Raw genomic sequence first — 23364 nt, forward strand, 5'->3', positions numbered from 1 at the left:
ACCATGCTTGACAACAAGCCTTTGCCACAAACGCTGGCGCAAAAACTCATCGCCCGCGCCGCCGGACGCAGCCATGTCGCCGTCGGAGAGGTGGTCACTTGCAACGTGGACTTGGCCATGTTCCACGACTCGTCCGGCCCCCGGCGTCTGAAGCCCATGCTCGACGAATTGGGCGCCGAGATCTGGGACAAAAACAAAGTGGTGCTGGTGCTGGACCACTATGTACCCGCACAAGACGCCGATGCGCAAAAGATCATCCAAATCACCCGCGACACTGCCAAACAGTGGCAGCTGCCGCATGTGATCGACAGCGAAGGCATTTGCCATGTGGTGCTGCCCGAGCGCGGGCATTTGAAGCCCGGCATGTTCTGTGTGGGCGGTGACTCGCATTCACCCACGGGCGGCGCTTTTGGCTGCTACATGTTTGGCATTGGGGCCACCGAAATGTTGGGCGTGTGCGTGACCGGCCAGATCTGGGTGCAGGTGCCGCGCACCTTGCGCATGCACTGGCATGGACGCTTGCAAGCCGGTGTGTCGGCCAAGGACATGATGCTGCACATGATCGGCCGCTTTGGCATGAATGGCGGCCAATACCAAGCGGTGGAGTTTTCTGGCACGGCGGTGCAAGCCATGTCGATGGCCGAGCGCATGACCTTGTCCAACATGAGCGCCGAGATGGGGGCGCAAGCGGGCTTGATTGCAGCGGACGCCACCACCTTGAACCACCTGCAATCGATCGGGGTGGCGCCAGAACACCTGGAAAGTGCCGGGCAATGGTTCACCGACGAGGACGCCGATTTCGAGCAGCACATGTTTGATGCCACGCGTTTGAGCCCCCAAGTGGCGGCACCGCACAGCCCGGCCAACACGCGCGATGTGGCCGAGTTTTCAGACGTGGTGCCCAGCATTGCCTACATCGGTGCCTGCACCGGCGCCAAGCTCGAAGACCTGCGCGCCGCCGCATCGGTGCTCAAGGGGCAGCGCGTGGCCGCCGGCGTGCAGCTCATGGTGGCGCCGGCCAGTGCCCGCGACCAAGCCCAGGCCCACAAAGAAGGCGTGATGCAAATTTTGCAAGACGCAGGCGCCACCGTGCTGCCCAACAGCTGCGGCGCTTGCGCGGGCTACGGCGCGACATTCCCGGAAGGGGCCACCGTGATCTCGAGCACCGCGCGCAATTTCAAAGGCCGCATGGGCCCGGCCAGTGTGAACGTGTATTTGGCTTCGCCCTACACCGTCGCGGCATCGGCCTTGCGCGGGCGCATCAGCGATGCACGGGAGGTGCTGGCATGAGCGCAGTGGGTTTCCATCAGGCACGCGTCTGGCGCTTGGGGGCCGATGTGGACACCGATGTCCTGGCGCCCGGTGCCTACATGAAGCACGGTCTGGATGTGATCGGTCAGCACTGTTTGGAAGCGGTGCGTGCCGACTTTGCCCAGGGCGTGCGCGAAGGCGATGTGCTGGTGGCCGGGGCCAACTTTGGCATCGGCTCATCGCGCGAACAAGCCGCTGGCGTGCTGCGCCATTTGGGCGTGGCGGCGGTGATCGCGCCGTCTTACAGCGGCCTGTATTTCCGCAACGCTTTCAACCTCGGACTGCTGCTGCTCACTTGCCCTGAGGCCGTGCAGATCGAAGAAGGCGAGCGGTTGAGTTTGACGTTTGATGGGGAAACGCCCCTGGTGCTGCGTGCCAATGGTCAGCGCTTGGTGTGTGCCCCTATCCCCGGTTTTTTGATGGACATGGTCGAGGCAGGCGGCTTGTTGCCACTGCTCAAAAAAAGGAATTCACAATGAACCCGATGGACCCCGTGATGGATCCTGTCATGGACCCGGTCACCTTGGCCGTGCTGCGCGGCCGACTGGAACAAATTGCCGACGAGATGGACGCGACGCTTTACCGCAGCGCCTTCAACCCCATCATTGCCGAGGCGCACGACGCATGCCACGGCTTGTACGACGCCATCACCGGCGACACCCTGATCCAGGGCAAGTCGGGCTTGCCCGTGTTTGTGGGTGCCATGGCTTTTGCCGTGAGAGCGGCCATGCGCGTGGCCGCTGAGCGTGGCGGCATGCAGCCGGGCGATGTGTGGTTGTTCAATGACCCCTACGAAGGCGGCACCCACGCCAACGACTTCAAGCTGGTCAAGCCCTGCTTTCGCAATGGTCAGCTGTATTGCTTTTTGGCGTCAGCCGCGCACTGGCACGATGTGGGCGGTGCGGTACCCGGCAACTACAACCCAGCGGCCACCGAATGCTGGCAAGAAGCGGTGCAAATTCCGCCGGTGCGGATCTTGCGCGGTGGCGTGCTCGACGACGACGTGCTGGCCATTTTGCGGGCCAACACCCGCTTGCCCGACAGCCTGTGGGGTGACTTGAATGGTCAGCTGGCCGCACTCGAATTGGGTGCACGCCGCTTGGACGGACTGCTCGATGAATACGGCGACGCCAAAGTGGCGCAGGCCCTGGTGGAGCTGCGCACACGCGCTGTGCGCTTGATGCGCTCGCACATCACCAGCCTGCCCGATGGCCGCTACAGCTTTGAAGACGTGCTGGACAACGACGGCGTGAAAGACGAGCTGCTCACCATTGCGCTCGACATGACGGTGGCCGGTGACCGGCTGACGCTGGACTTTTCGCGCACTTCGGCGCAGTGCGCTGGGCCGGTGAACATCTCGCGTGCCACAGCGGTCGCTGCTTGTTATGTGGCTTTGAAGCACGTGTTCCCCGATGTTCCCGCCAACGCGGGCGTGCTGGATGCGGTGGATTTTGTGATCCCCGATGGCTTGGTCATCAGCGCTTCGCGCCCGCGCCCGGTGGGCGGTTACACCGAAACCATTTTGCGCATGATCGACGTGATCTTCAGCGCCACGGCCCTGGCCGATCCGCAGCGGGCCGTGGCCCATGCCTACGGCACCATCAACGCCTTGTCGATCGCCGGGCACCGCACCGACGACAAGCGCAAGGGCCAGCGCTGGGTGATGTTCAGCTTCTTTGGCGGCGGGCACGGTGGCCATTCGGATGGCGATGGCTTGTCGCACGGCAACGCGCCGATCTCCACGGCCACGATCCCGCCCATGGAGATTCTGGAAGCGGCCTACCCGGTGCGCTTCACGCAGTGGGCCTTGCGTCCCGGCTCGGGTGGTGACGGTCAGCACCGAGGTGGTCTGGGGGCGATTTACGAGATCGAGTTGCTCGAAGACAGCGCCGAAGCCTTCATCTTTGGCGAGCGCGGCAAGTCGGCCCCCAAGGGCATTCATGGCGGCCAGCCTGCGCTGCCCAATGTGTTCGAGTATTGCCAAAACGGCGAGTGGAAGAGTCCGCCCATGGTCTCCAAGATGCTGGGCATTCACCTCAAAAAAGGCGACCGCGTGCGCCTGCAAACCCCGGGCGGCGGCGGCTGGGGATCGCCCGCTGAGCGATCGGCGCAAGACCGTGCCAAAGACAGCGCACTCGGTTACACCAAGGAACAAGCATGAGCGAGGCAGCAGTGAACCAAGCGCATTGGGTGGTCGGCGTGGACGTGGGCGGGACCTTCACCGACCTGTTTGTGCTGGACGAAAAAACCGGCCAGGCCCGCATCGTCAAAGTGCCCTCGACGCGCGGTGAAGAAGCCCGAGGCTTCATGAACGGCATTGCCAAGGTCACCGGCAACACCGGGGCCGATGGCGCTCAAGAGATTGCCACCATCGTGCACGGCACCACGGTGGGCACCAACGCTTTGCTCGAACGCAAGATTGCCCGCACCGGCATCATCACCACACGGGGTTTTCGGGATGTGTTGGAGATGCGCCGCCGCGACCGCCCGCAAACCTGGGGCCTGCGCGGCAGCTACACCCCGGTGGTACCCCGCGCTTGGCGTCTGGAAGTGGACGAGCGTGTATTGGCCGATGGCCAGATGCACACGCCGGTGGATCTGGATCAGGTGCGCGAACAAGCCCGCGCCCTGCTGGCCGAAGGCTGCGAGGCGGTGTGTGTGTTCTTTGTGCATGCCTATGCCAACCCCGCCAACGAACAAGCCGCTGTGGCGGCAGTGCGCGAGATTTGGCCCAACAGTTATGTGACGTCGGCCAGCGAAGTGCTGCCCGAGATCCGTGAGTTTGAGCGCTGCTCCACCGCCACGCTGAACGCCGCCTTGCAGCCTGTGGTGGGCAGCTATTTGCAGCGCCTCGATGGCGATTTGCGCGCCCAGGGCTTTGGTGGCGAATTGTTGATTGTGCAAAGCAATGGCGGCGTGATGTCGCGCCAGACCGCTTGCGATGTGCCGGTGCGCACCGCGCTGTCTGGCCCGGCGGCAGGCGTGATGGCCTGTGCCGAAATTGCGCGTGCTTCGGGTTTTGAGAACGTGATCACTGGCGACATCGGCGGCACGTCGTTTGACGTGTCCTTGGTGGCCGGAGGCGAAGCGGCCCTCGCCGCGCAAACCTCGATTGAGTTTGGCTTGGTGGTGCGCTCGCCCATGATCCAGATCGAGACCATCGGCGCCGGTGGCGGCTCGATCGCCTCGGTTGATGCGGGCGGCATGCTGCAAGTGGGCCCCGAGTCGGCCGGTAGCATTCCGGGCCCAGCCTGTTATGGGCGAGGCAACACCCGCCCCACGGTGACCGATGCCAATGTGCTTCTGGGCCGCATCGCGGCCGACCGGCCTTTGGGCGGCGGCCTGTTGCAAAAGCTCGATTCGGGTTTGTCAGAAACAGCCATTGCCCAGCATGTGGCCGAGCCCTTGGGTTTGACGGCGCTGGCTGCGGCTGAGGCGATTTTGACGGTGGCCAATGCCCGCATGGCGGGCGCGATCCGTGTGGTGTCCATTGAGCGCGGCCACGACCCGCGCCAGTTCGCCTACATGCCTTTTGGTGGTGGCGGCGGTTTGCATGTGTGCGCCATGATGCGCGAGGTGGGCGTGACCACCGGCATCGTGCCGCGTTACCCGGGCGTGACCTCTGCGCTGGGCTGCGTGATGGCCGACATGCGCCACGACGCGGTGCAAACGCTGAACGTGGCGCTGGCCGATGTGGCCTGGCCGGCATTGCTGCAGCGCGTGGACAGCCTGGCCGAGGCTTGCCAGGTGCGCTTGGATTCCGCCGGTGTGAACTTTGTGCGCGTGGACGAAGTCATCAGCTTTGACATGCTCTACATGGGCCAGACCCACACGCTGCAAGTGCCGGTGAAGCGCGAGCAATTGAATGCCGCCGGTGTGCTGGCCGCGTTTGAGGCCGCTTACCAACATGCCTTTGGCCGTGTGCTTCAAGGCCCGGTGATCCGCGTGATGAACCTGCGCTATGCCCGCATCGGGCGGCGTCCCAAGTTTGATTTGGCGGTGCTGGCGCCACAAGGCGATGGCCGCACGACTCCCCTGGGCGAGCAGCAGGTTTACCACCAAGGCCAGTGGTGGACCGCGCAGCGCTACGAGCGCTTGAGCTTGCCCGTGGGCACTGTGGTGCAAGGCCCGGCGATTTTGGAGCAGCCCGACACGACCGTTTGGCTCGAACCCGGCTTTGACGGCCGTGTCGACAAACTGGGCAACCTCTTGGTGGAGCGCACAGCATGAACCTGAAAACCGCCAAATTGGGCATGGTCATCGTGGACCTGCAAAACGATTTTCTGGCGCCCGATGGTGCTTACGCTCGGGGCAATACCCTGAGCGCCGAGGCGGTGAAGCTGCCCGAGCGCATGGCGCCGGTGGCGCGAGCCATCAAGGCCCATGGCGGCTTGGTCACGGCCAGTTTGTTCACGCTGTGGCCCAACGCGCAAGGCGAGCCGATGATCTCGGCCCACCTCCAAGAGCGCCGCCCGTTTTTGCGCAAGGGCGACTTTTCACCCGGCAGCCGTGGCCAAGCCAATGTGGACCTGCTCGCACCGCTGGTGGATGTGTCGGTGTTCAAGGTGGCGTATTCGGCCTTCTTCAACACGCAGCTCGATTGGGTGCTCAAGAAATCGGGCATCGACACCTTGGTGGTGTGTGGCATCGTCAGCAACGGTGGCGTGGCCAGCACGGTGCGCGACGCGCATGTGCGTGACTACCATGTGATCGTGCTGTCTGACGGTTGCGCCGCCTTCAGCGATGCCGCGCACCAAGCCGCATTGGCCGACATGGGCTCGGTGGCCGATGTCATGGACAGTGCCGCTTTTTTGAAACAACTGGGTTGAAGCCATGAACGCGCCGCTGCCGCAAGTTCTGCCTGCGAACGAGTTGCAAGCCGACGACCACACACCGGTGGTCATTGTGGGTGCAGGCGCTTGTGGCCTCACGGCAGCGCTGGCCTTGCACCGCTTGGGAGTTGACTGTGTGGTGCTGGAGCGCGATGCGTTTGCAGCGGGCTCCACCGCTTTGTCTTCGGGCTTTGTGCCCGCGCCTTGTACGCAAGCCCAACAGGCCCAAGGCATCAGCGACAGCGTGGCGCAGTTTGCGGCTGACATTCAGGCCAAGGCCCACGGTCAGGCCGCGCCCCACCTGGTGCAGGCCTATGCCCAACACATCGGCCCCGCTATGGACGCGTTGGCCGTTCACCATGGCCTGCCTTGGCAGGTGCTGGACAACTTTTTGTACCCCGGCCACAGCGCCCATCGCATGCACGCCGTGCCCGAAAAAACCGGCACGGGTTTGATGAGCCGCTTGCAAGCAGCGGCCGACGCCGCAGGCGTGGTGGTGCTCACGCAAGCGCAAGTGACCGAGCTGTGGGCCGACGCCGCGCAGCGCATCCACGGCGTGGGTTTTGTCAGGCCCGACGGCCAGACCGAGCGCATCCGCTGCGATGCGGTGATCTTGGCTTGCAATGGTTTTGGCGGCGCTGCGGCCATGGTCGAAGAGCTGTTGCCCGAGATGGCCGAGGCCACTTATGCGGGCCATGTGGGCAACGACGGCAGTGCCATCGCTTGGGGCCAACAACTCGGTGCGCGATTGGCCGATTTGGGTGCGTACCAAGGCCACGGCTCTTGGGCGGTGCCACAAGGCGCTTTGATCTCATGGGCGCTGATGATGGAAGGCGGTGTGCAGATCAACGCCCAAGGCCAGCGCTTTCACGACGAGACCCAGGGCTATTCGGAGGCGGCGGTGCATGTGCTGGCCCAACCCGGTGGCGTGGCTTGGAATGTGTTCGACGATGCGCTCCTGAATTTTGCGCAAGGGTTTCCAGATTTTGTGGCGGCCCAAGGCGCCGGCGCGGTGCAGCACGCAGGCGATGCGGTGGCACTGGCCCAACTGATTGGCTGCCCGCCAGACGTGTTGCAAGCCACCTTGAACGCGGTGCAGCCGGGCACCGACGCGGTCACAGGCCGCACGTTCAAACGCGCCCTGCAAGCGCCTTTCCACGCCATCAAGGTGACAGGCGCTTTGTTCCACACCCAGGGCGGCTTGGACATCGACGCGCAAGCCCGCGTGCTGCGTGAAGACGGCACCCCCTTGCCCAATGTGCTGGCCGCAGGCGGCGCGGCACGGGGTGTGTCGGGTCAGGCGGTCTGGGGCTATTTGTCGGGCAATGGCTTGCTCAGCGCCATTGCGGGCGGGCACATCGCTGCGCATACGGCTGCACACATGGCACAACAACTTTTGAAGGATTCGGCACGATGAGCCAGACACACCATTTGGCCCAACGCCTGCAACAGAGCCAGGCGCTTCTTGCGCCCGGCGTGTACGACGCGCTCACCGCGCTGGTGGCACAGCAAGCCGGGTTTGAAGCCGTGTACCTGTCAGGCGCATCGATCGCTTACACGCGTCTGGGCCGCTCGGACATCGGTCTGACCACGGCAACGGAAGTGGCGCAGACCTTGGCCCACATCACCGATCGGGTGAACATCCCGGTCATCGTGGACGCGGACACCGGCTTTGGCAACGCGCTCAACACCCAACGCACCGTGCGCGACTTCGAGCGGGCCGGTGCCGCAATGATCCAGATCGAAGACCAGACTTTCCCTAAACGCTGCGGCCACTTGGATGGCAAAGGCGTGGTGCCAGTGGGTGAGATGCAAGGCAAGCTGCGTGCGGCACTCGACGCCCGCCACGACAAGAACACCTTGATCTTGGCCCGCACCGATGCCGTGGCCGTGGAGGGCCTGGACGCGGCTCTGGAGCGGGCCGAGCGCTATCTGGAATGCGGCGTGGATGCGCTGTTCATCGAAGCCTTGCGTTCAGACGAGCAAATGAACCGTGCCTGCGCCCAGTTTGCCCACCGCGTGCCGCTGTTGGCCAATATGGTGGAAGGCGGCAAGACGCCGGTGCAAAGCGCGGCCGAGTTGGGTGCGCGTGGTTTCAAGATCGTGATTTTTCCGGGTGGCACGGCGCGGGCGGTGCTGCACACGCTGCAAGGCTATTACGCCAGCTTGCACACCCACCAGACCACACGGCCCTGGCAAAACCAGATGCTGGATTTTGATGGCCTGAACGCCGTCATTGAGACCCCTGAGTTGCTGGCACTGGGCCAGCGCTACGAGTCTGGAGAAACACCATGAGCCCAACCTTGATCGATTTGCCCCATCGGCCTTATCGCCGCATTGCCACCGAGGAGGCGTTTTGCCCGCCTGAGATGCTGGAGATCTACAACAAGATCCTGGCCAAGGGCGATGTGGATGTGGGCTTCAAGCACCTGATGGGTTTTTACATGAGCAGCCCCAGCGAACGGGCGCAGCACATCATGCGTTGTCTGGTCGATCTGGACGATCTGCGCCTGCAGCACATGGACGAAGCGGGCGTGGATGTGCAGGTCATCGGCCTGACCTCGCCCGGCGTGCAGATCATGGACAAAGACACGGCGGTGTCGTTTGCGCCGGTGGCCAACGACATCTTGGCGGCGGCCATGCGTCGCCACCCCGATCGCTTGGTGGGCATGATCGCGGTCGCGCCACAAGACCCAGCCGCAGCCGCCAAAGAAATCCAGCGCGGCGTGAACCAGCTGAACATGCATTCGGTGGTGATCAACTCGCACACACAGGGCGAATACTTGTCAGACACCAAGTTCTGGCCCATCTTTGAAGCCGCCGAAGCGATGGGTACGCCGATTTATTTGCACCCCAATGCCATGCCGGCCAGCATGATCCAGCACTTCATCGAAGCGGGTTTGGATGGTGCGATTTATGGCTTTGGTGTGGAGACCGGTTTGCACGCGCTCCGTTTGATCACCTCGGGCGTGTTCGACCGCTTTCCCAAGCTGCAGATCATTTTGGGCCACATGGGCGAGGCCTTGCCGTTTTGGGCGTACCGCTTGGATTACATGCACGCGGCCACCGTCAAGTCCAAGCGCTACCCGAGCATCCAGCCCACCCAGAAAAAACCCAGCGACTACCTGCGCGAGAACTTCCACATCACCAACAGCGGTGTAGCCTGGGGCGCTGCGCTCAAGTTCACACAAGACTTCATGGGGCCCGACCGCGTGCTGTATGCGATGGACTACCCCTACCAATACGCCCCCGAAGAAGTGGGCATTCTGGAAGGCTTGGACATGGCGCCGCAGGTGCGCCAGGCGTTCTTCCAGGACAACGCTGAGCGGCTGTTCAAGATCCCATCAGCCACCCCGTCCGTTTGAATCCCATCGACAGGAGACCTTCATGAACTTCACACACCGCCAGAAAATCACGGCCATTGCCGCGCTCATGCTCAGCACCCTCGGCCTGGGTGTGTCAGCGCAAGGCACTTACCCCAGCCAATCCCTCAAGATCATCGTGCCCTTCACGCCGGGCACCGGCATGGACACCATCGCCCGTGTGGTGGCGCCGCGCCTGGCCGAGCGGCTGGGGCAGTCGGTGGTGGTGCAAAACCAACCGGGCGCCAGCGGCAACATCGGTGCCGATGCGGTGGCCAAATCGGCACCTGACGGCCACACCATCTTGATGGGGGCTAACACCATGCTGATGGCCGCGCAGATGTACAAGAACGCGAGCTTTGATCCGGTCAAGGATTTCTCGGCGGTTTCGATGGCCGCCTATGGCTCTTTGATGATGGTGGCCAACCCGAAAACCGGCATCAAGTCGGTGGCCGATTTGGTCAAGCAGGTGCAAGCGCGCCCCGGCGCGATCAGCTTTGGCTCGCCCGGTGTGGGCACGCCCCACCACATGGCCATGGAGCTGTTCAAGCTGGAGACCAACACCTTCATGCTGCACGTGCCTTACCGTGGCACGGCGGGCTACACACAGGACCTGTTGGCAGGCGAGTTGAACGTGGGTTTTTTGCCGGTGCACATTGCGCAGGGCTTTGTCAAAAACGGCCGCTTGAATGCGCTGGCCTTGGGCAGCCCCAAGCGGCACCCGGTCGCGCCCGATGTGCCCACTTTTGAAGAAGTGGGCGTCAAGCGCATCGATGTGGACCTTTGGTACGCCTTCTTTGTGCCCAGCAAAACACCGGCTGCCGTAGTCACCCGTTTGAACACCGAGATGGCGGCCATCTTGCGACAAGCCGACGTCAAGGAACAGCTGGGCAAAGCCGGTCTGGATGCCGTGGCCTCCACGCCGGCTGAATTGGCGGCCATTGTGGCCAAGGACTACCCCCGTTGGGGCGCGGTGATCCGCACCAAACAGATCTCGGCGGAATGATGAGCGACATGAACATCAAGCAAGCAGACATCGCCATCGTGGGTGGTGGCATTGGCGGCCTGGCGCTGGCGCTGCATTTGCATGCGCGGGGCGTGCCCTGCCATGTGTTCGAGGCGGTGGCCGAGGTGCGCGAATTGGGCGTGGGCATTACCTTGTTGCCCCACGCCATGCGCGAGCTGGCCGCTTTGGGCTTGCAATCGGCCATCGAAGCGGTGGGCATCGAAAACTACGAAAGCGCCTTCTTCAATCGCCACGGCCAGTTCATCTACAGCGAGCTGCGGGGCCGACATGCAGGTTACCCTCTGCCCGAGGTGGGCATCCACCGTGGCAAGTTGCACAAGATCTTGTTCGACGCCGCTGTGGCGCGTTTGGGCCCCGAACATGTGCACACCGGTTACCGCTTTGACCGCATGGTGCAAGCCGAGGGCCATGTGGACATCACCTTCAAGGACCCGCAAGGCCAGGATCGCCCCGCCGTGCGCAGCCGGGTGCTGATCGCCTCGGATGGTGTGAACTCGGCGGTGCGCCGTGTGTTCTACCCCGATGAGCAGATGGTGTTCACCGGCATCAACACCTGGCGCGGCGTGACGCGCTTTGCCCCCATCTTGACGGGCAAGACCTATATGCGCATCGGCTCGATCGAGACGGGCAAGATGGTGATCTACCCCATCGTGGACCAAGTCGATGCACAAGGCCACCAACTGGTCAACTGGATGGCCGAGATCCGCATGGAAGAGGGCGTGACGCAAAACGACTGGAACCGTGCGGGCCGGGCCGAAGACGTGTTGAAGTTGTTCAAGGACTGGACCTTCGATTGGCTGGATGTGCCCCAATTGATTGCCCAGGCGGACTCGATCTTGGAGTACCCCATGGTGGACAAGGACCCGATCGACCAATGGACCTTTGGGCGCGTGACTTTGTTGGGTGATGCAGCACATCCTATGTACCCCCGGGGCTCCAACGGTTCGGCGCAAGCCCTGATCGATGCCCGCACCTTGGCCGATGAGTTGGCCAAAGGCGATGCCGACCCCCTGCCTGCGCTGCACCGCTACGAGGCCGTGCGCCGGCCGATCACCGCCAAGGTGGTGCAGACCAACCGAACCACGCCGCCAGACTTCATCAACATCAAGGTCGATGAGCTCACCGGTGGTCAACCTTTCCGGCACATCGACGATGTGATCAGCCAAGCTGAGTTGCGCCAAATTTCCGATGACTATAAAAAAATCGCTGGTTTTTCATTGGAGGCGCTCAAGACGCAGGCCTGATCGGCGTGGTTTTTTTCGCAGCGGATGGACCAGGCCTTGTGAAGAGGGCTGGATGCGTCAAACTTTCACCTTGTGGGAGCCAGCCCTGCTGGCGATGGGGTGCTTGTGGGTCACAGGCTTTTCGCTTGCAGGGCAAGCTCCCACAAAACGGGATCAACTGAAAACAGAGTCCAAATTTCACTAGGCTTTATCTTGAGGAGACAGACATGGATCGCCGTCATTTCTTTCAAAGCAGCGCCTTGGTGACCACCGGTGCGGTGGTCGGATGCGCCACGCCGGGCATGGCGCAAAGCCAGCCCAAAACGCCGTTTGCGGTGCCTGCGACGTACATCCCCATCGAGGGCACGGACGATATGTTTCCGGTGCGACGCATCTATTGCATCGGCCGCAATTACGCGGCCCATGCCCGTGAGATGGGCTCGGACCCGACGCGTGAGCCGCCTTTCTTTTTCCAAAAACCCACCGACGCCATCCAGTTCGTGAAGGCGGGCACGGTGGCCGATCACCCCTACCCCACGCTGACCAAAAACTACCACTACGAGGCTGAGTTGGTGGCGGTGCTGGGCAAGGGCGGGCGCAACATCCCCAAGGACAAAGCGCTGGACCATGTCTATGGTTACACCCTGGGCCTGGACATGACGCGGCGCGATTTGCAGCGCGGCATGGGCGACCAGAAAAAGCCTTGGGAGATCGGCAAGAGCTTTGACAAGTCCGCCCCGATTGGGGCCATCCGCAAGGTGGCGCAGTCTGGGCATTTTGAGCAAGGCAGCATCTGGCTCAAGGTCAACGGCGTGACCAAGCAAAACGCCAACCTGAACCAGATGATCTGGTCGGTGGCCGAGCAGATCGCGCAGTTGTCGGAGGCCTTTGAGCTGTTCCCGGGCGACATCATTTACTCGGGCACACCCGAGAATGTGGGCCCGGTGGTGCGCGGTGACGTGATCGAGATGCACGTCGACGGTTTTCCAAACCTGAGCGTCAAGATCGTTTGATCCTCTGGTGGGTCGGAAACCCTGAAAAACCTGGTTATAATTTCGTTCCTGACGGCACAAGCCCTCTCAGTATTCGGTGGTATAGCTCAGCTGGTTAGAGCGCAGCATTCATAATGCTGATGTCCCAGGTTCAAATCCCGGTACCACCACCAAATTCAAAGCCCGCAGTCGCAAGTCTGCGGGCTTTTTGGTTTTTCAACCCTTTTCGGAGACATGCCATGAGCGACGCAGCACCACAAAACACCCGTGAAGCACGACTGGTGCCTTTCCAGGACGACAACGGTTTTCACCTGTGCATTGGGTTCATCAAAGAAGTCCAGGACGACGGCCGCGTGGTGTTCGAAGACCAAGGCAACATCGCCATCAGCTATGGCGCCTACGAAATCGCCATTCAAGATCTGGAAATTTGCCTGTCCCAAGCGAAAAGCTTATTGGAAGCACGCAAGAAGACTCTGGCCGAGCAAGCCGCAGCCGAAGCCAAAGCCAAAGCTTGAAGCTTGAAGCTGCTTGGTCTGCATGCAGGCCGCAAAAAAACCCACCCGCTTGCGCCGGTGGGTTTTCTTTTGGGAGGCGAGGGCTCAGCCGTTCACAAAGTTCGGTGGGCGCTTGTTCAAGAAGGCGTCCATGCCTTCTTTTTGATCGGCCGTGGCAAACAGACCGTGGAAGATGCGGCGCTCGAACATCACACCATCACTCAGGCCACTTTCAAACGCGCGGTTGACGCTTTCCTTGGCGGCCATGGTGGCCAGTTGGCCGTAGCCGCAGATCATGAGGGCAGCGCCCAGGGCTTCGTCCATCAGCTTGTCCAGTGGCACCACGCGGCTGACCAGTCCGCCGCGTTCGGCTTCCTGGGCGTCCATCATGCGGCCAGTCAGCACCAAGTCCATGGCTTTGGACTTGCCCATGGCGCGGGGCAGGCGTTGCGTGCCACCGGCGCCGGGGATGATGCCGATCTTGATTTCGGGTTGGCCGAACTTGGCGTTGTCAGCGGCAATGATGAAGTCGCACATCATGGCCAGCTCGCAGCCACCGCCCAAGGCAAAGCCGGCCACCGCGGCGATCACGGGCTTGCGAATCGTGCGGATGGTTTCCCAATTGCGGGTGATGAAGTCGTTTTTGTAGACCTCGTGGAAGTTGTACTTGGCCATGGCCGCGATGTCGGCGCCGGCGGCAAAAGCTTTTTCGCTGCCGGTGATGACCATGCAGCCGATCGCTTCGTCAGCGTCAAAGGCTTTGAGCGCGGCGCCCAGCTCGTCCATGAGGGGGCCGTTCAGGGCGTTGAGCGCCTTGGGACGGTTGAGGGTGATGATGCCGACTTTGCCGCCTTCGGTGCGGACTTCGATGTTTTCGTAGCTCACGGACTTCTCCAAAAGGGATGTGAAATTCAGTAGCCACTATAACCATGCCACCTGCACAGAGCCTGTCAAACGGGGCGCAGCCACTGGAGCGACGGCGATGGACACTAGGGGAAAACATTAACCAACCGATCGGTCGGTTAATGGTAAATTCGCAGGCTAAGGAGATATTCCATGACAGAAACCACTGATTCCACAGTGCTTTACGAAGAGCGCGGCGCTGTTGCCGTGATCACTTTCAACCGCCCAACAGCACTGAACAGCTTCACGCGACAGATGCACCACGACTTGTGGGCTGCTCTGGATCAAGCCGAAGCCAATCCGACCATCCGCGCAGCCGTCATCACCGGCGCAGGGCGTGGTTTCTGTGCAGGGGCCGATTTGTCGGACTTCGATTTCACACCTGGCCCCAACCGCGTTGAGCGTGCCGACCCGGGCCCCATCATTGACCAAGCTTTCAACCCCAGCACACGCCGCCTGCAGTCGCTGCGCATGCCCACCATCGCGGCGGTCAATGGCGTGGCTGCGGGCGCGGGCGCGTCCATGGTCATGGCCTGTGACATTGCAATTGCTGCACCCAACGCCAGTTTCATCCAAGCTTTCAGCAAGATCGGCCTGATTCCTGACGCTGGCGGCAGCTGGCTGTTGGTGGAGCGTCTGGGCCTGGCCCGTGCCATGGCATTGGCGATGACGGGCGACAAACTCAGTGCTCAGCAAGCCAAAGACTGGGGCATGATTTGGGATGTGGCCGACGACGCCTTGGCCGCGGCCTTGGCGCTGGCCGAACGTCTGGCGGTCATGCCCACCAAGGCTTTGGTGGCCACCCGCGCTTTGTTGCAGTCGGCCACCACGCGCACGTTGTCGCAGCACCTGGACGAAGAACGCGACACCCAATCGGCCCTGGGCCGCACACACGATTATTTCGAGGGGGTGCAAGCTTTTCTCGAAAAACGCCCCGCGCAATTCAAAGGCGAATGATGAGCACAACAGATCCCAAAGCGCTCGCCCGCCTGGTGGGCGAGACCATGTTCGCGGTCGACGTGGCTTCCAAAGACACCATGGGCATGGAGCTGCTGGCTTGCGAGCCAGGTCGCGCGCTGATGCGCATGGTGGTCCAGGAGCTGCATCTGAACGGCCACAAGATCTGCCACGGCGGCTTCATCTTCACCTTGGCCGATTCGACTTTTGCTTTTGCCTGCAACAGCTACAACAAAAACGCGGTGGCAGCCGGTTGCAGCATCGAGTTCTTAAAGCCCGGCAAGCTGGGGGATGTGCTGACCTGTGAGGGCATCGAGCAGACCCTGAGCGGGCGGCACGGCATTTACGACATGAAGGTCACCAACCAAAACGGCGAAGTCATCGCCATGTTCCGTGGCAAGAGTGCGCAAATCCCAGGCAGTGTGGTCCCTGAATAAATGAACGAGGCAGTCTTTTTCAACTGTCCCAACTGATCCATTGGAGTTTTTATGAGTCAAAAAGTTTTTCCCCTCGAGCCGATTGAAAAGGCCAGCATCGACGAGTTGCGCAGCCTGCAGCTCAAGCGCTTGCAGCAAACCCTGCAGCATGCCTACGCCAACTCGCCGGTGTACCGCGCCAAGTTCGATGCGGCAGGCGTGCACCCCGACGACTGCAAAAGCCTGAGCGACATCGCCAAGTTCCCTTTCACAACCAAGTCGGACCTGCGCGACAGCTACCCCTTTGGCATGTTCGCCGTGCCGCGCGAGAACTGCGCCCGTATCCATGCGTCCAGCGGCACCACCGGCAAACCCACGGTGGTGGGCTACACCCTCAAAGACATCGACACCTGGTCCAACGTGGTGGCCCGCAGCATCCGCGCGGGTGGTGCCAAGCCTGGCGACATGGTGCACATCAGCTACGGCTATGGCTTGTTCACCGGTGGCATGGGCGCACACTATGGTGCCGAAAAACTGGGCTTGACGGTGGTGCCCTTTGGCGGCGGACAGACCGAGCGCCAGGTCCAGTTGATCCAAGATTTCAAGTCCAACATCATCATGGTCACCCCCAGCTACATGCTGGCGATTGCCGACGAGTTTGAGCGCCAAGGGATCGACCCCAAGACCAGCTCGCTGCGCATCGGTATCTTTGGCGCCGAGCCTTGGACCAACGACATGCGTGCGGCGATTGAAAAACGCATGGCGATTGATGCCGTGGACATTTACGGTTTGTCTGAAGTCATGGGGCCTGGTGTGGCCAGCGAATGCATCGAGACCAAAGACGGCCCCACCATTTGGGAAGACCATTTCTACCCTGAGATCATCAACCCCGAAACCGGCGAGCCCGTGGCCGACGGCGAGATGGGCGAACTGGTGTTCACCAGCCTGACCAAAGAAGCGCTGCCCATCATCCGTTACCGCACGCGCGACCTGACGCGCTTGTTGCCCGGTACGGCCCGCACCATGCGCCGCATGGAAAAAATCACCGGCCGCAGCGACGACATGATGATCATCCGCGGCGTGAATGTTTTCCCCAGTCAAATTGAAGAGTTGATCTTGAAGCGGGCCGAACTGACACCGCACTACCAGTGCGTGCTGACCCGCGAAGGACCGATGGACAACCTGAAGGTGTTGATCGAGACCAAGCCTGGTGTGGCGCCCGACAGCATCGAAGCCCGCGCTGCCGCGAAAATGCTGCAGCACGAGATCAAGGTCTACATTGGATCGAGCGTGGCCATCGAGCTCAAAGCCGAAGGCGGCGTGGAGCGCAGCCAAGGCAAGGCCAAACGCGTGGTGGATTTGCGCGGCAAGTAAAGCTTGTTTCGCTCAAAGAAAAACCCCGACGGGCAACCGGTCGGGGTTTTTCAATGACAGGCGCATCACTGTTTGTACAACGGCGATGCGTGCTCAGCTTTCCTTCAGTGTCTTTTCAAAAGCCCGCAAGCGCTTGAACACCGAGACCAGCTCCACGATGCTCGACCAGCTGCGCACCAGGTACTGAAAGGACTCTTGCACTTGCGAGAATGCCCGTGCAATCTGCTCCATCACCCCCAAGGTGAAGGCGCCCGCCACGATGCTGGGGGCCAGCGCGATGTAGGGCACCAGCACGCCCGCTTGCAGGTAGCTCCATTTCGCGGCATCGAAATACATGTAATGGAAGTACATGCGAAAGTGGTTGGTGCGCACCGCCCTGAACAGGTCCTTGAGCGTGGGCGGCGCAGCGCGTGTGGGGTCGTCTTCGCCGATCACCAACTCTTTGCGGTAAGCCGCTTCCACGCGCTGGTTGGCGTATTCCAGCCCCGGTAATTTGCCACCCACACCGGCCAGCAGCACCGTGCCAAAAATCGCAAACAACAAAGCCACATAGACCAGAGAGTGCGACACGGGACCGATCCAGGGCAGGGCGGTGACTTTCTCGGACAGGGTCCACAAGATCGGCAAAAAGGCCAGCAGGGTGAGCATGCTGTCCATCAGGCCAAGACCTAAGGTTTCCATCAGACGCGCAAAGCGCATGGTGTCTTCTTGCACACGCTGAGAAGCGCCTTCGATCTGCCGCAAGCGATCCCAGTGGGCGATGTAGAAATCGTTCATCGCCGTGCGCCAGCGGAAAACGAAGTGCTTGGAGAAGAACTCTTGCAGCACGGCCACCAACACAAAGATGCCAGCGATTTGGAAGAAGCTCAGCAACAAACCCAGATAGCGCGCTTCGCTGATGGAGCCGGGTTGGCTCAAGGCTTGTTGCACCGAGTCGTAAAACGCACCAAACCAATCATTGATCTGCACACTCAGCTGCACCTTGTACCAAGTGCCCATCAAGATCAGGGCGCTGCCCAGCCAAGCCCAAACCCACCAGCGTTTGCTGCCAAAAAATGCACGGAACATGGGGGTGCTTTTCAGGCAGCGGGCCAGGGGGCTGTGCGGTCAGGGGTCGCTTCGAGGCGCCAGACTGAGCTTTGCTGCGGCACGGTGAAAGGCAAGCGCAAGAGCTGCCGGTCGCGCGAGACCAGCGCGGTGAACTTGCGCTCTTTGCCCAAGAGCTCAGGCACGTCGGACAGCTTGTTCACGCGCCAGCTGCCGCCTTGGCCTTTGGCGCCGACCTCGATGCCCAACCATTCGTCGCGTGCGGCCATGCCCGCAGCTTCTGCCGCGCTGCCGCGCAGCACCGCTTTGACCTGCACGCCGCTGGCGCTGTCGTTGTGGCGCAGGCCCAGGCGTTCAGCAAAACTGGACGACTCCACATGGATCTGAACGCCTTGGCTCTCCAGCAGTTTGGCCGCTGGCAGTTCGTCGGTGCTGTGCACCCAGGCCTTGATCTCAGCTTGCCAATTGCGGCCAGTTTGGGCTTGCAACTCGTCCAGCAGGTCTTGCTCACGCATCGGGCCCGCCTTGCAGCGCTTGTAAAGGCCGCGCATCACGGCATCGAGTGTGTGGCCGGTTTGGCGCAAACTCAGGTCCAGGCACAGCGCCACCATCGAGCCCTTGGTGTAGTAGCTCACCGTGGCGTTGAGGGTGTTTTCGTCCTGGCGGTAGTACTTCACCCAAGCATCACGGCTGGCTTGCGCCACCGTTTGCACATGGCGGCCAGGGGTTTGCTGCACTTGCTGGATGGCCTTGTTCAGCAGCTTGAGGTAAGTGGCGTCATCGATCAGCCCAGCGCGGCGCAGCAGCAGGTCGTCGAAGTAGCTGGTGAAGCCTTCAAAGAACCACAGCAGAGGGGTGTAGTTTTCTTGGGTGTAGTCGTAACGGGTGAAGGCATCGGGGCGCAGCTGCTTGACGTTCCAGGTGTGGAAATACTCGTGGCTGATCAGGCCCAGCAGCGTGGTGTAGCCCTCGCTGCTGCGGGGGCCGCCTTGGCGGGGCAAGTCGCTGCGGTTGCAGATCAGCGCGGTGCTGTTTCGGTGTTCCAGCCCGCCATAGCCGTCGTGCACGGCGTTGAGCATGAAGAGATATCTTTTGTACGGGGCTTTTTGTCCGGCTGTTTTGCCCGAGCCGTGCCAAAAGCGGATTTCGGTTTCGCAAATTTTTTGCGTGTCCGCCAGCAATCGGTCCCCATCGAAGGAAGGCATGGCGCCGGCCACCACAAAGCGGTGCGGGATGCCGCAGGCTGTGAATGCACCTGACCAGAAGGCGCCCAGCTCCACCGGGCAGTCGACCAGCTCGTCGTAGTCGGCCGCGGCATACAGGCCAAAGCCACGTTTGTCGACCTTGACCGGAGCCAAGCCTGTGGCTGCTTGCCACTTGGGCTGGCTTTTGACCGTGTGCAATTGCAAATGGTGCGGCTGCTGCTCTTGGCCGTGCACCCGCAGGCACAGGCTGGTGCCATTGAAAAAGCCCCGCTGGCTGTCCAGCCATGCGGTGCGAACCGAGTTGTCAAAGGCATAGACCTCGTAGCTCAGCACCAGCGGCTCGCCTGCGCGGCAGCTGATGCGCCAAGTGCATTTGTCTTGTTGTGTGCAGGCCAGTTGGCGGCGGCCTTGTTGGGCCCGCAAGTTTTGCAGGTGTTTGGCAAACTCGCGCACCATGTAGCTGCCTGGGATCCACACCGGCAGCGAGACGGTTTGCTCGGCGGCGGCTTGCGGGATGGTCAGCGTGATGCGAAACAGGTGGGCGTTCAGATCGGCCGCTTCCACGGCGTAGTGCAAGGCGTTCATGGGTTCAGGTCGCTCCAGCGGCCAAGAAGCAGCTCAGGCTGGCCACGATGGTCAACTGCAATCGCATGGGCAACCAGGGCGCCAAGCCTGCGGCAGGCCAGGTGCGACGGTCCATCACGTAGCAGCCGATCAACACAAAGCCCAAAAGCGGCAGACCGGCAAAGGCCGGCATCATCACGCCCACCCAAGCCAGGATGGATGGGGCCACGCCCCAGGTGAAATGGATCGTCGGTGCGTGGGGGGTGATCAGTGCGTTGCGAAAGCCCACGCCCCAATGGATGCCGCCCAAAAACGACACGATCACCGCGCCATAGCCTTGCATGGCCAGTGCCACATATGGGTGAAGCTCAGGCCCCACCAGCCACAGACACAGGGCCAAAAACACAAAAGGGATCAGACCAGCAAAGCCCAGGCGACGAATCCAACGCCAGGTGGGGTCTTCAGGGTGCTTGATGGGGTTCATTTGATGTCCGCCAGGAGTTTTTCGACTTGGGCGATCGGCACGGCACCGGGCACGCGGGTGCCATCGGCAAAGAACAGGGTGGGCGTGCCGGTGATGCGGTATTTCTTGCCAAACTCCACGTTGGCATCGACTGCTGCTGTGTCACAACTGGCGACAGCCGGTGTGCTGCCATTGATCATCCAGTCGTTCCAGGCCTTGGCCTTGTCTTTGGCGCACCAGATGTTTTTGGATTTGACTTTGGAGTCTTCGCCCAAGATGGGGTAGAGCACGTGGTGAATGGTCACGTTGTCGAGTTTTTGCAGGTCTTTTTCAAAGCGCTTGCAGTAGCCGCAGTTGGGGTCGGCAAAGACCACCAGTTTGCGCTTGCCATTGCCACGCACTTGCGTGAAGGCGTTCTTCAGGGGCAATTGGTCAAAGGCAATGGCCGAGAGTTTTTCGACGCGCTCTTCGGTCAGGTTGCGCCGCTGTTTGACGTCGATCAGGTTGCCCTGGATCAGGAAGCTGCCCTCGGCATCGCTGTACATGATGTCGCTGCCCATGCGCACTTCGTACAGGCCGTTCATGGGCGTTTTGCTGATCTCGTCGATCTTGGGCAAGTTGGGCAGGCGCTCGGTCAGGCTTTTGCGGATGGTGGCTTCCTGAGCGAAGACCGGGCTGATGGCCAGTGCGAAAACAGTGAGGGTCAGTGCGCGAATGAGTGTCATGAGGGCAGGTTCCGTGTCAAAAACGCAGGAGGGTGGTGTGTTCAGTGGGCGCTGGGCGCATCGCCGCCCATGGCTTGGCGGGTCATCCAGTTTTTCAAGGGGCCACTGCGGTCAAAGCCGCGCATGCCCCAGTTGCGCAGGTTTTGCCAGACCGGGCCGGGCTGGGCAAACAGGCGTTGCAGGCCGTCGGTGACCCAACCCATGGCCTGCACATCGGCTTGGCGTGCGCGTTCGTAGCGGCGCAGCAGCTTGGCATCGTGCAGCGGGCGCCAGAACTCTTTGCCTTGGATCACGCGCACCAGCTCGGCCACATCGGCCAGGCCGACGTTCAGGCCTTGGCCTGCCAAGGGGTGCAGGGCGTGGGCCGCGTCACCGGCCAATACAAACGCTTGCTTGCTGCTACCGGGCATCTCGCCTATCCAGCGCGACGCCCGGGCCAGCTGCAAGGGCCAAACGGCGCGCTCCGCGGTCACCGTCATGGGCCCCAAGGCAATGCCGCAGGCCTGGGCCAGTTCATCGGCAAACTCTTGTTCGCTCAGGCCCAGCAGATGCGGCACGCGCAAGGGGTGAACGGACCACACCAGCGCCACTTCATGGCCACCCTCGCCGCCCAAGGGCAGCAGGGCCAAGATCTCTGCCTGGGCTTGCGTGCGGCCAGGCACCTGTCCCCAGGTGAACCATTGCCTCGCAACACCGCCGTGGGGCAGCTCGCAGCGCAAGCGCGTGGCCAGGGCGTGTTGTTCGTAAGCGGTGATGTCAAACGCCACGCCCAACTCGGCGCGGGTCTGACTGGCACGGCCTTCGCAAACCACGGTGAGTGGCGCGGCCACGGGAGAGGACAGCACTTCAATCAGGGGCTGAAACTGAACGGCCGCGGCCAGGCGCTCTTCGAGCACGGGCACGTCCACCATCCAGTTGAGTTCGCCCGCGCCCAGATCTTGGGCGCCGAAATTCAGTGCGCCCCCGTGGTCGCCAAACACCTGCATCTGGTGCACCGGCGTCACAGCCGGGCTGTCGGGCCAGCAGCGCAGGTCCTGCAGCATGCGCTGGGCTGCGCTGTTGAGCGAGTAGGCGCGTACATCTGGCCCCTTGGCTTGGGATGGCGCATCGACCAAGGCCACGCGCAGGCGCTCACGCGCCAGCAACAGCGCCAAAGTGCGGCCCACGATGCCGGCGCCACGGATGCAAATATCGGGAGGGTTTGCCATGGCTGCATTGTAGGTGGCCGACCTGGCCAGACCGCTCGGGTGACCCCTTGGCACCCCAGCCCCCGCAGGTCTTTGGCCACGGGCAGCATGAAGGGCCAAGCTTGGCGGGCCCAGCCGTTAAAATCGCCGCTTATCTCCCGAATCACCGAAAGCCTTTCATGAGCCTCAAATGCGGCATCGTGGGTTTGCCCAACGTGGGCAAATCCACCCTTTTCAACGCCCTGACCAAAGCCGGTATCGCGGCTGAGAATTATCCCTTTTGCACGATCGAACCCAACACCGGCGTGGTGGAAGTGCCCGATCCCCGTCTGGACCAGCTGAGCCTGATCGTGGAGCCCGAGCGCGTGGTGCCGGCGATTGTGGAGTTTGTGGACATTGCCGGTTTGGTGGCGGGTGCCAGCACCGGCGAAGGTTTGGGCAACAAGTTCTTGGCCCATATCCGCGAGACCGACGCCATCGTCAACGTGGTGCGCTGCTTTGAAGACCCCAACGTGATCCACGTGGCCAACAAGGTCGATCCCATTGCCGACATCGAAGTCATTCAGACCGAGCTGTGCTTGGCCGACTTGGCAGCCGTGGAAAAAGCCATTCACCGCGTGAGCAAAATTGCTCGCTCTGGCGACAAAGAAGCCGTCAAGCAAATGGCGATTCTTGAGAAGTGCCAAGCCGCGCTGAACGACACCAAGCCCGTGCGCACCATCGACTTCAGCAAAGAAGAGCGCGCCGAACTCAAGCAGTTCTTCTTCATCACCGCCAAGCCCGCCATGTTTGTGGCCAACGTGTCCGAAGACGGTTTCGAGAACAACCCTTTCCTGGATCGCCTCAAGGCCTTTGCCCAAGCGCAAAACGCGCCCGTGGTGGCCATTTGCGCCAAGATCGAGGCCGAGCTCTCCGAGATGGACGATGCCGACCGCCTGGAGTTCCTCAAGGAGCTGGGCCAGGACGAGCCGGGTCTGAACCGCCTGATTCGCTCGGCCTACAGCTTGCTGGGCTTGCAAACTTACTTCACCGCTGGCGTGAAAGAAGTCCGCGCCTGGACCATCCACGTGGGCGACACCGGTCCACAAGCGGCGGGCGTGATCCACACCGATTTCGAGAAGGGCTATATCCGTGCCCAAACCATCGCCTTTGACGACTTCATCACCTTCAAGGGCGAGCAAGGTGCCAAAGACGCCGGCAAAATGCGCGCCGAAGGCAAGGACTACGTGGTCAAGGACGGCGACGTGATGAACTTCTTGTTCAGCTCCTGATCGCGTTTTGA

General features: G+C 61.7%; 22 protein-coding genes and 1 tRNA gene. 17 read left to right on the forward strand and 6 right to left on the reverse strand.

Translation table 11 applies throughout. From position 1 onward, the window contains the following. The first annotated feature begins 3 nt into the window (after positions 1–3). The 13 genes from QLQ16_RS09285 (at position 4) to QLQ16_RS09345 (ending at position 13262) form a co-directional block, all read left to right on the forward strand. Complete coding sequence (locus QLQ16_RS09285) at positions 4–1290, forward strand: 3-isopropylmalate dehydratase large subunit (protein ID WP_283224413.1); 1287 nt, start codon at positions 4–6, stop codon at positions 1288–1290. Beyond that, entirely contained in the window at positions 1287–1790 is a 504-nt protein-coding gene (locus tag QLQ16_RS09290; RefSeq protein WP_283224414.1) for a LeuD/DmdB family oxidoreductase small subunit, read from the forward strand. Before QLQ16_RS09285 ends, QLQ16_RS09290 begins: the two co-directional genes overlap by 4 nt. A 17-nt stretch (positions 1791–1807) precedes the next feature. Further along, a complete protein-coding gene (locus QLQ16_RS09295; RefSeq protein ID WP_283224561.1) occupies positions 1808–3472 on the forward strand; it encodes a hydantoinase B/oxoprolinase family protein in 1665 nt (554 codons plus the stop codon). Continuing rightward, the gene (locus tag QLQ16_RS09300; protein WP_283224415.1) at positions 3469–5541 is read left to right on the forward strand and encodes a hydantoinase/oxoprolinase family protein; all 2073 of its coding nucleotides are present in this window, start codon (positions 3469–3471) and stop codon (positions 5539–5541) included. Before QLQ16_RS09295 ends, QLQ16_RS09300 begins: the two co-directional genes overlap by 4 nt. Further along, positions 5538–6140 (forward strand): cysteine hydrolase family protein, encoded by a 603-nt coding sequence (locus tag QLQ16_RS09305; RefSeq protein ID WP_283224416.1) that lies wholly within the window; start codon positions 5538–5540, stop codon positions 6138–6140. The genes QLQ16_RS09300 and QLQ16_RS09305 overlap by 4 nt, the downstream gene beginning before the upstream one ends. A 4-nt stretch (positions 6141–6144) precedes the next feature. Beyond that, a complete protein-coding gene (locus tag QLQ16_RS09310; RefSeq protein WP_283224417.1) occupies positions 6145–7560 on the forward strand; it encodes an FAD-dependent oxidoreductase in 1416 nt (471 codons plus the stop codon). Next, entirely contained in the window at positions 7557–8438 is an 882-nt protein-coding gene (locus QLQ16_RS09315; RefSeq protein ID WP_283224418.1) for an isocitrate lyase/PEP mutase family protein, read from the forward strand. Before QLQ16_RS09310 ends, QLQ16_RS09315 begins: the two co-directional genes overlap by 4 nt. Next, on the forward strand, positions 8435–9508 hold the full coding sequence (locus tag QLQ16_RS09320) for an amidohydrolase family protein (protein WP_283224419.1): 1074 nt from the start codon (positions 8435–8437) through the stop codon (positions 9506–9508). The genes QLQ16_RS09315 and QLQ16_RS09320 overlap by 4 nt, the downstream gene beginning before the upstream one ends. Before the next feature lie 22 nt (positions 9509–9530). After that, positions 9531–10511: a tripartite tricarboxylate transporter substrate binding protein gene (locus tag QLQ16_RS09325; protein WP_283224420.1), complete on the forward strand. Its 981-nt coding sequence runs from the start codon at positions 9531–9533 to the stop codon at positions 10509–10511. 8 nt (positions 10512–10519) lie between these two features. Next, the gene (locus QLQ16_RS09330) at positions 10520–11776 is read left to right on the forward strand and encodes a flavin-dependent oxidoreductase (protein WP_283224421.1); all 1257 of its coding nucleotides are present in this window, start codon (positions 10520–10522) and stop codon (positions 11774–11776) included. A gap of 206 nt (positions 11777–11982) precedes the next feature. After that, complete coding sequence (locus tag QLQ16_RS09335; RefSeq protein ID WP_283224422.1) at positions 11983–12768, forward strand: fumarylacetoacetate hydrolase family protein; 786 nt, start codon at positions 11983–11985, stop codon at positions 12766–12768. A gap of 75 nt (positions 12769–12843) precedes the next feature. Further along, positions 12844–12920, forward strand: a tRNA-Met gene (locus tag QLQ16_RS09340). 66 nt (positions 12921–12986) lie between these two features. Continuing rightward, positions 12987–13262 carry a hypothetical protein gene (locus QLQ16_RS09345; protein WP_283224423.1) on the forward strand — a complete coding sequence of 92 codons (276 nt, stop codon included), beginning with the start codon at positions 12987–12989 and terminating at the stop codon, positions 13260–13262. Between the two features lie 84 nt (positions 13263–13346). Here the strand turns inward: QLQ16_RS09345 and QLQ16_RS09350 are convergent, their stop codons facing one another. Further along, entirely contained in the window at positions 13347–14126 is a 780-nt protein-coding gene (locus QLQ16_RS09350; protein WP_283224424.1) for an enoyl-CoA hydratase, read from the reverse strand. Between the two features lie 171 nt (positions 14127–14297). Between QLQ16_RS09350 and QLQ16_RS09355 the strand changes: the two genes are divergently transcribed. The 3 genes from QLQ16_RS09355 to paaK are packed head-to-tail and all read left to right on the forward strand — an operon-like array spanning position 14298 to position 16891. Then, entirely contained in the window at positions 14298–15101 is an 804-nt protein-coding gene (locus QLQ16_RS09355; RefSeq protein WP_283224425.1) for an enoyl-CoA hydratase-related protein, read from the forward strand. Next, positions 15101–15538 (forward strand): hydroxyphenylacetyl-CoA thioesterase PaaI, encoded by a 438-nt coding sequence (gene paaI, locus QLQ16_RS09360; protein WP_431310403.1) that lies wholly within the window; start codon positions 15101–15103, stop codon positions 15536–15538. The genes QLQ16_RS09355 and paaI overlap by 1 nt, the downstream gene beginning before the upstream one ends. A gap of 51 nt (positions 15539–15589) precedes the next feature. After that, the gene (gene paaK / locus QLQ16_RS09365) at positions 15590–16891 is read left to right on the forward strand and encodes a phenylacetate--CoA ligase PaaK (RefSeq protein ID WP_283224427.1); all 1302 of its coding nucleotides are present in this window, start codon (positions 15590–15592) and stop codon (positions 16889–16891) included. A gap of 93 nt (positions 16892–16984) precedes the next feature. Here the strand turns inward: paaK and QLQ16_RS09370 are convergent, their stop codons facing one another. Genes QLQ16_RS09370 through QLQ16_RS09390 form a run of 5 tightly spaced genes read right to left on the reverse strand, consistent with a single transcriptional unit; the run spans position 16985 to position 22103 of the window. Then, a complete protein-coding gene (locus tag QLQ16_RS09370) occupies positions 16985–17959 on the reverse strand; it encodes a putative transporter (protein WP_283224428.1) in 975 nt (324 codons plus the stop codon). An 11-nt stretch (positions 17960–17970) separates the two neighbouring features. Continuing rightward, positions 17971–19728, reverse strand: coding sequence for a M61 family metallopeptidase (locus tag QLQ16_RS09375; RefSeq protein ID WP_283224429.1), 1758 nt, complete (start codon positions 19726–19728; stop codon positions 17971–17973). Between the two features lie 4 nt (positions 19729–19732). Next, entirely contained in the window at positions 19733–20191 is a 459-nt protein-coding gene (locus QLQ16_RS09380; protein WP_283224430.1) for a DUF3429 domain-containing protein, read from the reverse strand. After that, positions 20188–20895, reverse strand: coding sequence for a DsbC family protein (locus QLQ16_RS09385; RefSeq protein ID WP_283224431.1), 708 nt, complete (start codon positions 20893–20895; stop codon positions 20188–20190). Before QLQ16_RS09385 ends, QLQ16_RS09380 begins: the two co-directional genes overlap by 4 nt. Before the next feature lie 41 nt (positions 20896–20936). Then, positions 20937–22103 (reverse strand): FAD-dependent monooxygenase, encoded by a 1167-nt coding sequence (locus tag QLQ16_RS09390; RefSeq protein WP_283224432.1) that lies wholly within the window; start codon positions 22101–22103, stop codon positions 20937–20939. A 158-nt stretch (positions 22104–22261) separates the two neighbouring features. Here QLQ16_RS09390 and ychF point away from each other — a divergent pair, with 158 nt between their 5' ends. Then, complete coding sequence (gene ychF / locus QLQ16_RS09395) at positions 22262–23353, forward strand: redox-regulated ATPase YchF (protein WP_283224433.1); 1092 nt, start codon at positions 22262–22264, stop codon at positions 23351–23353. The last annotated feature ends 11 nt before the right edge of the window (positions 23354–23364 follow it).

The organism is Limnohabitans lacus (assembly GCF_030053395.1).
In the GTDB taxonomy this organism is placed as follows: domain Bacteria; phylum Pseudomonadota; class Gammaproteobacteria; order Burkholderiales; family Burkholderiaceae_C; genus Limnohabitans_A; species Limnohabitans_A lacus.

Coding starts and splice junctions, on each gene's coding strand:
- QLQ16_RS09285 (WP_283224413.1), top strand. CDS start 4: ATGCTTGACAACAAGCCTTTGCCACAAACGCTGGCGCAAAAACTCATC.
- QLQ16_RS09290 (WP_283224414.1), top strand. CDS start 1,287: ATGAGCGCAGTGGGTTTCCATCAGGCACGCGTCTGGCGCTTGGGGGCC.
- QLQ16_RS09295 (WP_283224561.1), top strand. CDS start 1,808: ATGGATCCTGTCATGGACCCGGTCACCTTGGCCGTGCTGCGCGGCCGA.
- QLQ16_RS09300 (WP_283224415.1), top strand. CDS start 3,469: ATGAGCGAGGCAGCAGTGAACCAAGCGCATTGGGTGGTCGGCGTGGAC.
- QLQ16_RS09305 (WP_283224416.1), top strand. CDS start 5,538: ATGAACCTGAAAACCGCCAAATTGGGCATGGTCATCGTGGACCTGCAA.
- QLQ16_RS09310 (WP_283224417.1), top strand. CDS start 6,145: ATGAACGCGCCGCTGCCGCAAGTTCTGCCTGCGAACGAGTTGCAAGCC.
- QLQ16_RS09315 (WP_283224418.1), top strand. CDS start 7,557: ATGAGCCAGACACACCATTTGGCCCAACGCCTGCAACAGAGCCAGGCG.
- QLQ16_RS09320 (WP_283224419.1), top strand. CDS start 8,435: ATGAGCCCAACCTTGATCGATTTGCCCCATCGGCCTTATCGCCGCATT.
- QLQ16_RS09325 (WP_283224420.1), top strand. CDS start 9,531: ATGAACTTCACACACCGCCAGAAAATCACGGCCATTGCCGCGCTCATG.
- QLQ16_RS09330 (WP_283224421.1), top strand. CDS start 10,520: ATGAACATCAAGCAAGCAGACATCGCCATCGTGGGTGGTGGCATTGGC.
- QLQ16_RS09335 (WP_283224422.1), top strand. CDS start 11,983: ATGGATCGCCGTCATTTCTTTCAAAGCAGCGCCTTGGTGACCACCGGT.
- QLQ16_RS09345 (WP_283224423.1), top strand. CDS start 12,987: ATGAGCGACGCAGCACCACAAAACACCCGTGAAGCACGACTGGTGCCT.
- QLQ16_RS09355 (WP_283224425.1), top strand. CDS start 14,298: ATGACAGAAACCACTGATTCCACAGTGCTTTACGAAGAGCGCGGCGCT.
- paaI (WP_431310403.1), top strand. CDS start 15,101: ATGAGCACAACAGATCCCAAAGCGCTCGCCCGCCTGGTGGGCGAGACC.
- paaK (WP_283224427.1), top strand. CDS start 15,590: ATGAGTCAAAAAGTTTTTCCCCTCGAGCCGATTGAAAAGGCCAGCATC.
- QLQ16_RS09370 (WP_283224428.1), bottom strand. CDS start 17,959: ATGTTCCGTGCATTTTTTGGCAGCAAACGCTGGTGGGTTTGGGCTTGG.
- QLQ16_RS09375 (WP_283224429.1), bottom strand. CDS start 19,728: ATGAACGCCTTGCACTACGCCGTGGAAGCGGCCGATCTGAACGCCCAC.
- QLQ16_RS09380 (WP_283224430.1), bottom strand. CDS start 20,191: ATGAACCCCATCAAGCACCCTGAAGACCCCACCTGGCGTTGGATTCGT.
- QLQ16_RS09385 (WP_283224431.1), bottom strand. CDS start 20,895: ATGACACTCATTCGCGCACTGACCCTCACTGTTTTCGCACTGGCCATC.
- QLQ16_RS09390 (WP_283224432.1), bottom strand. CDS start 22,103: ATGGCAAACCCTCCCGATATTTGCATCCGTGGCGCCGGCATCGTGGGC.
- ychF (WP_283224433.1), top strand. CDS start 22,262: ATGAGCCTCAAATGCGGCATCGTGGGTTTGCCCAACGTGGGCAAATCC.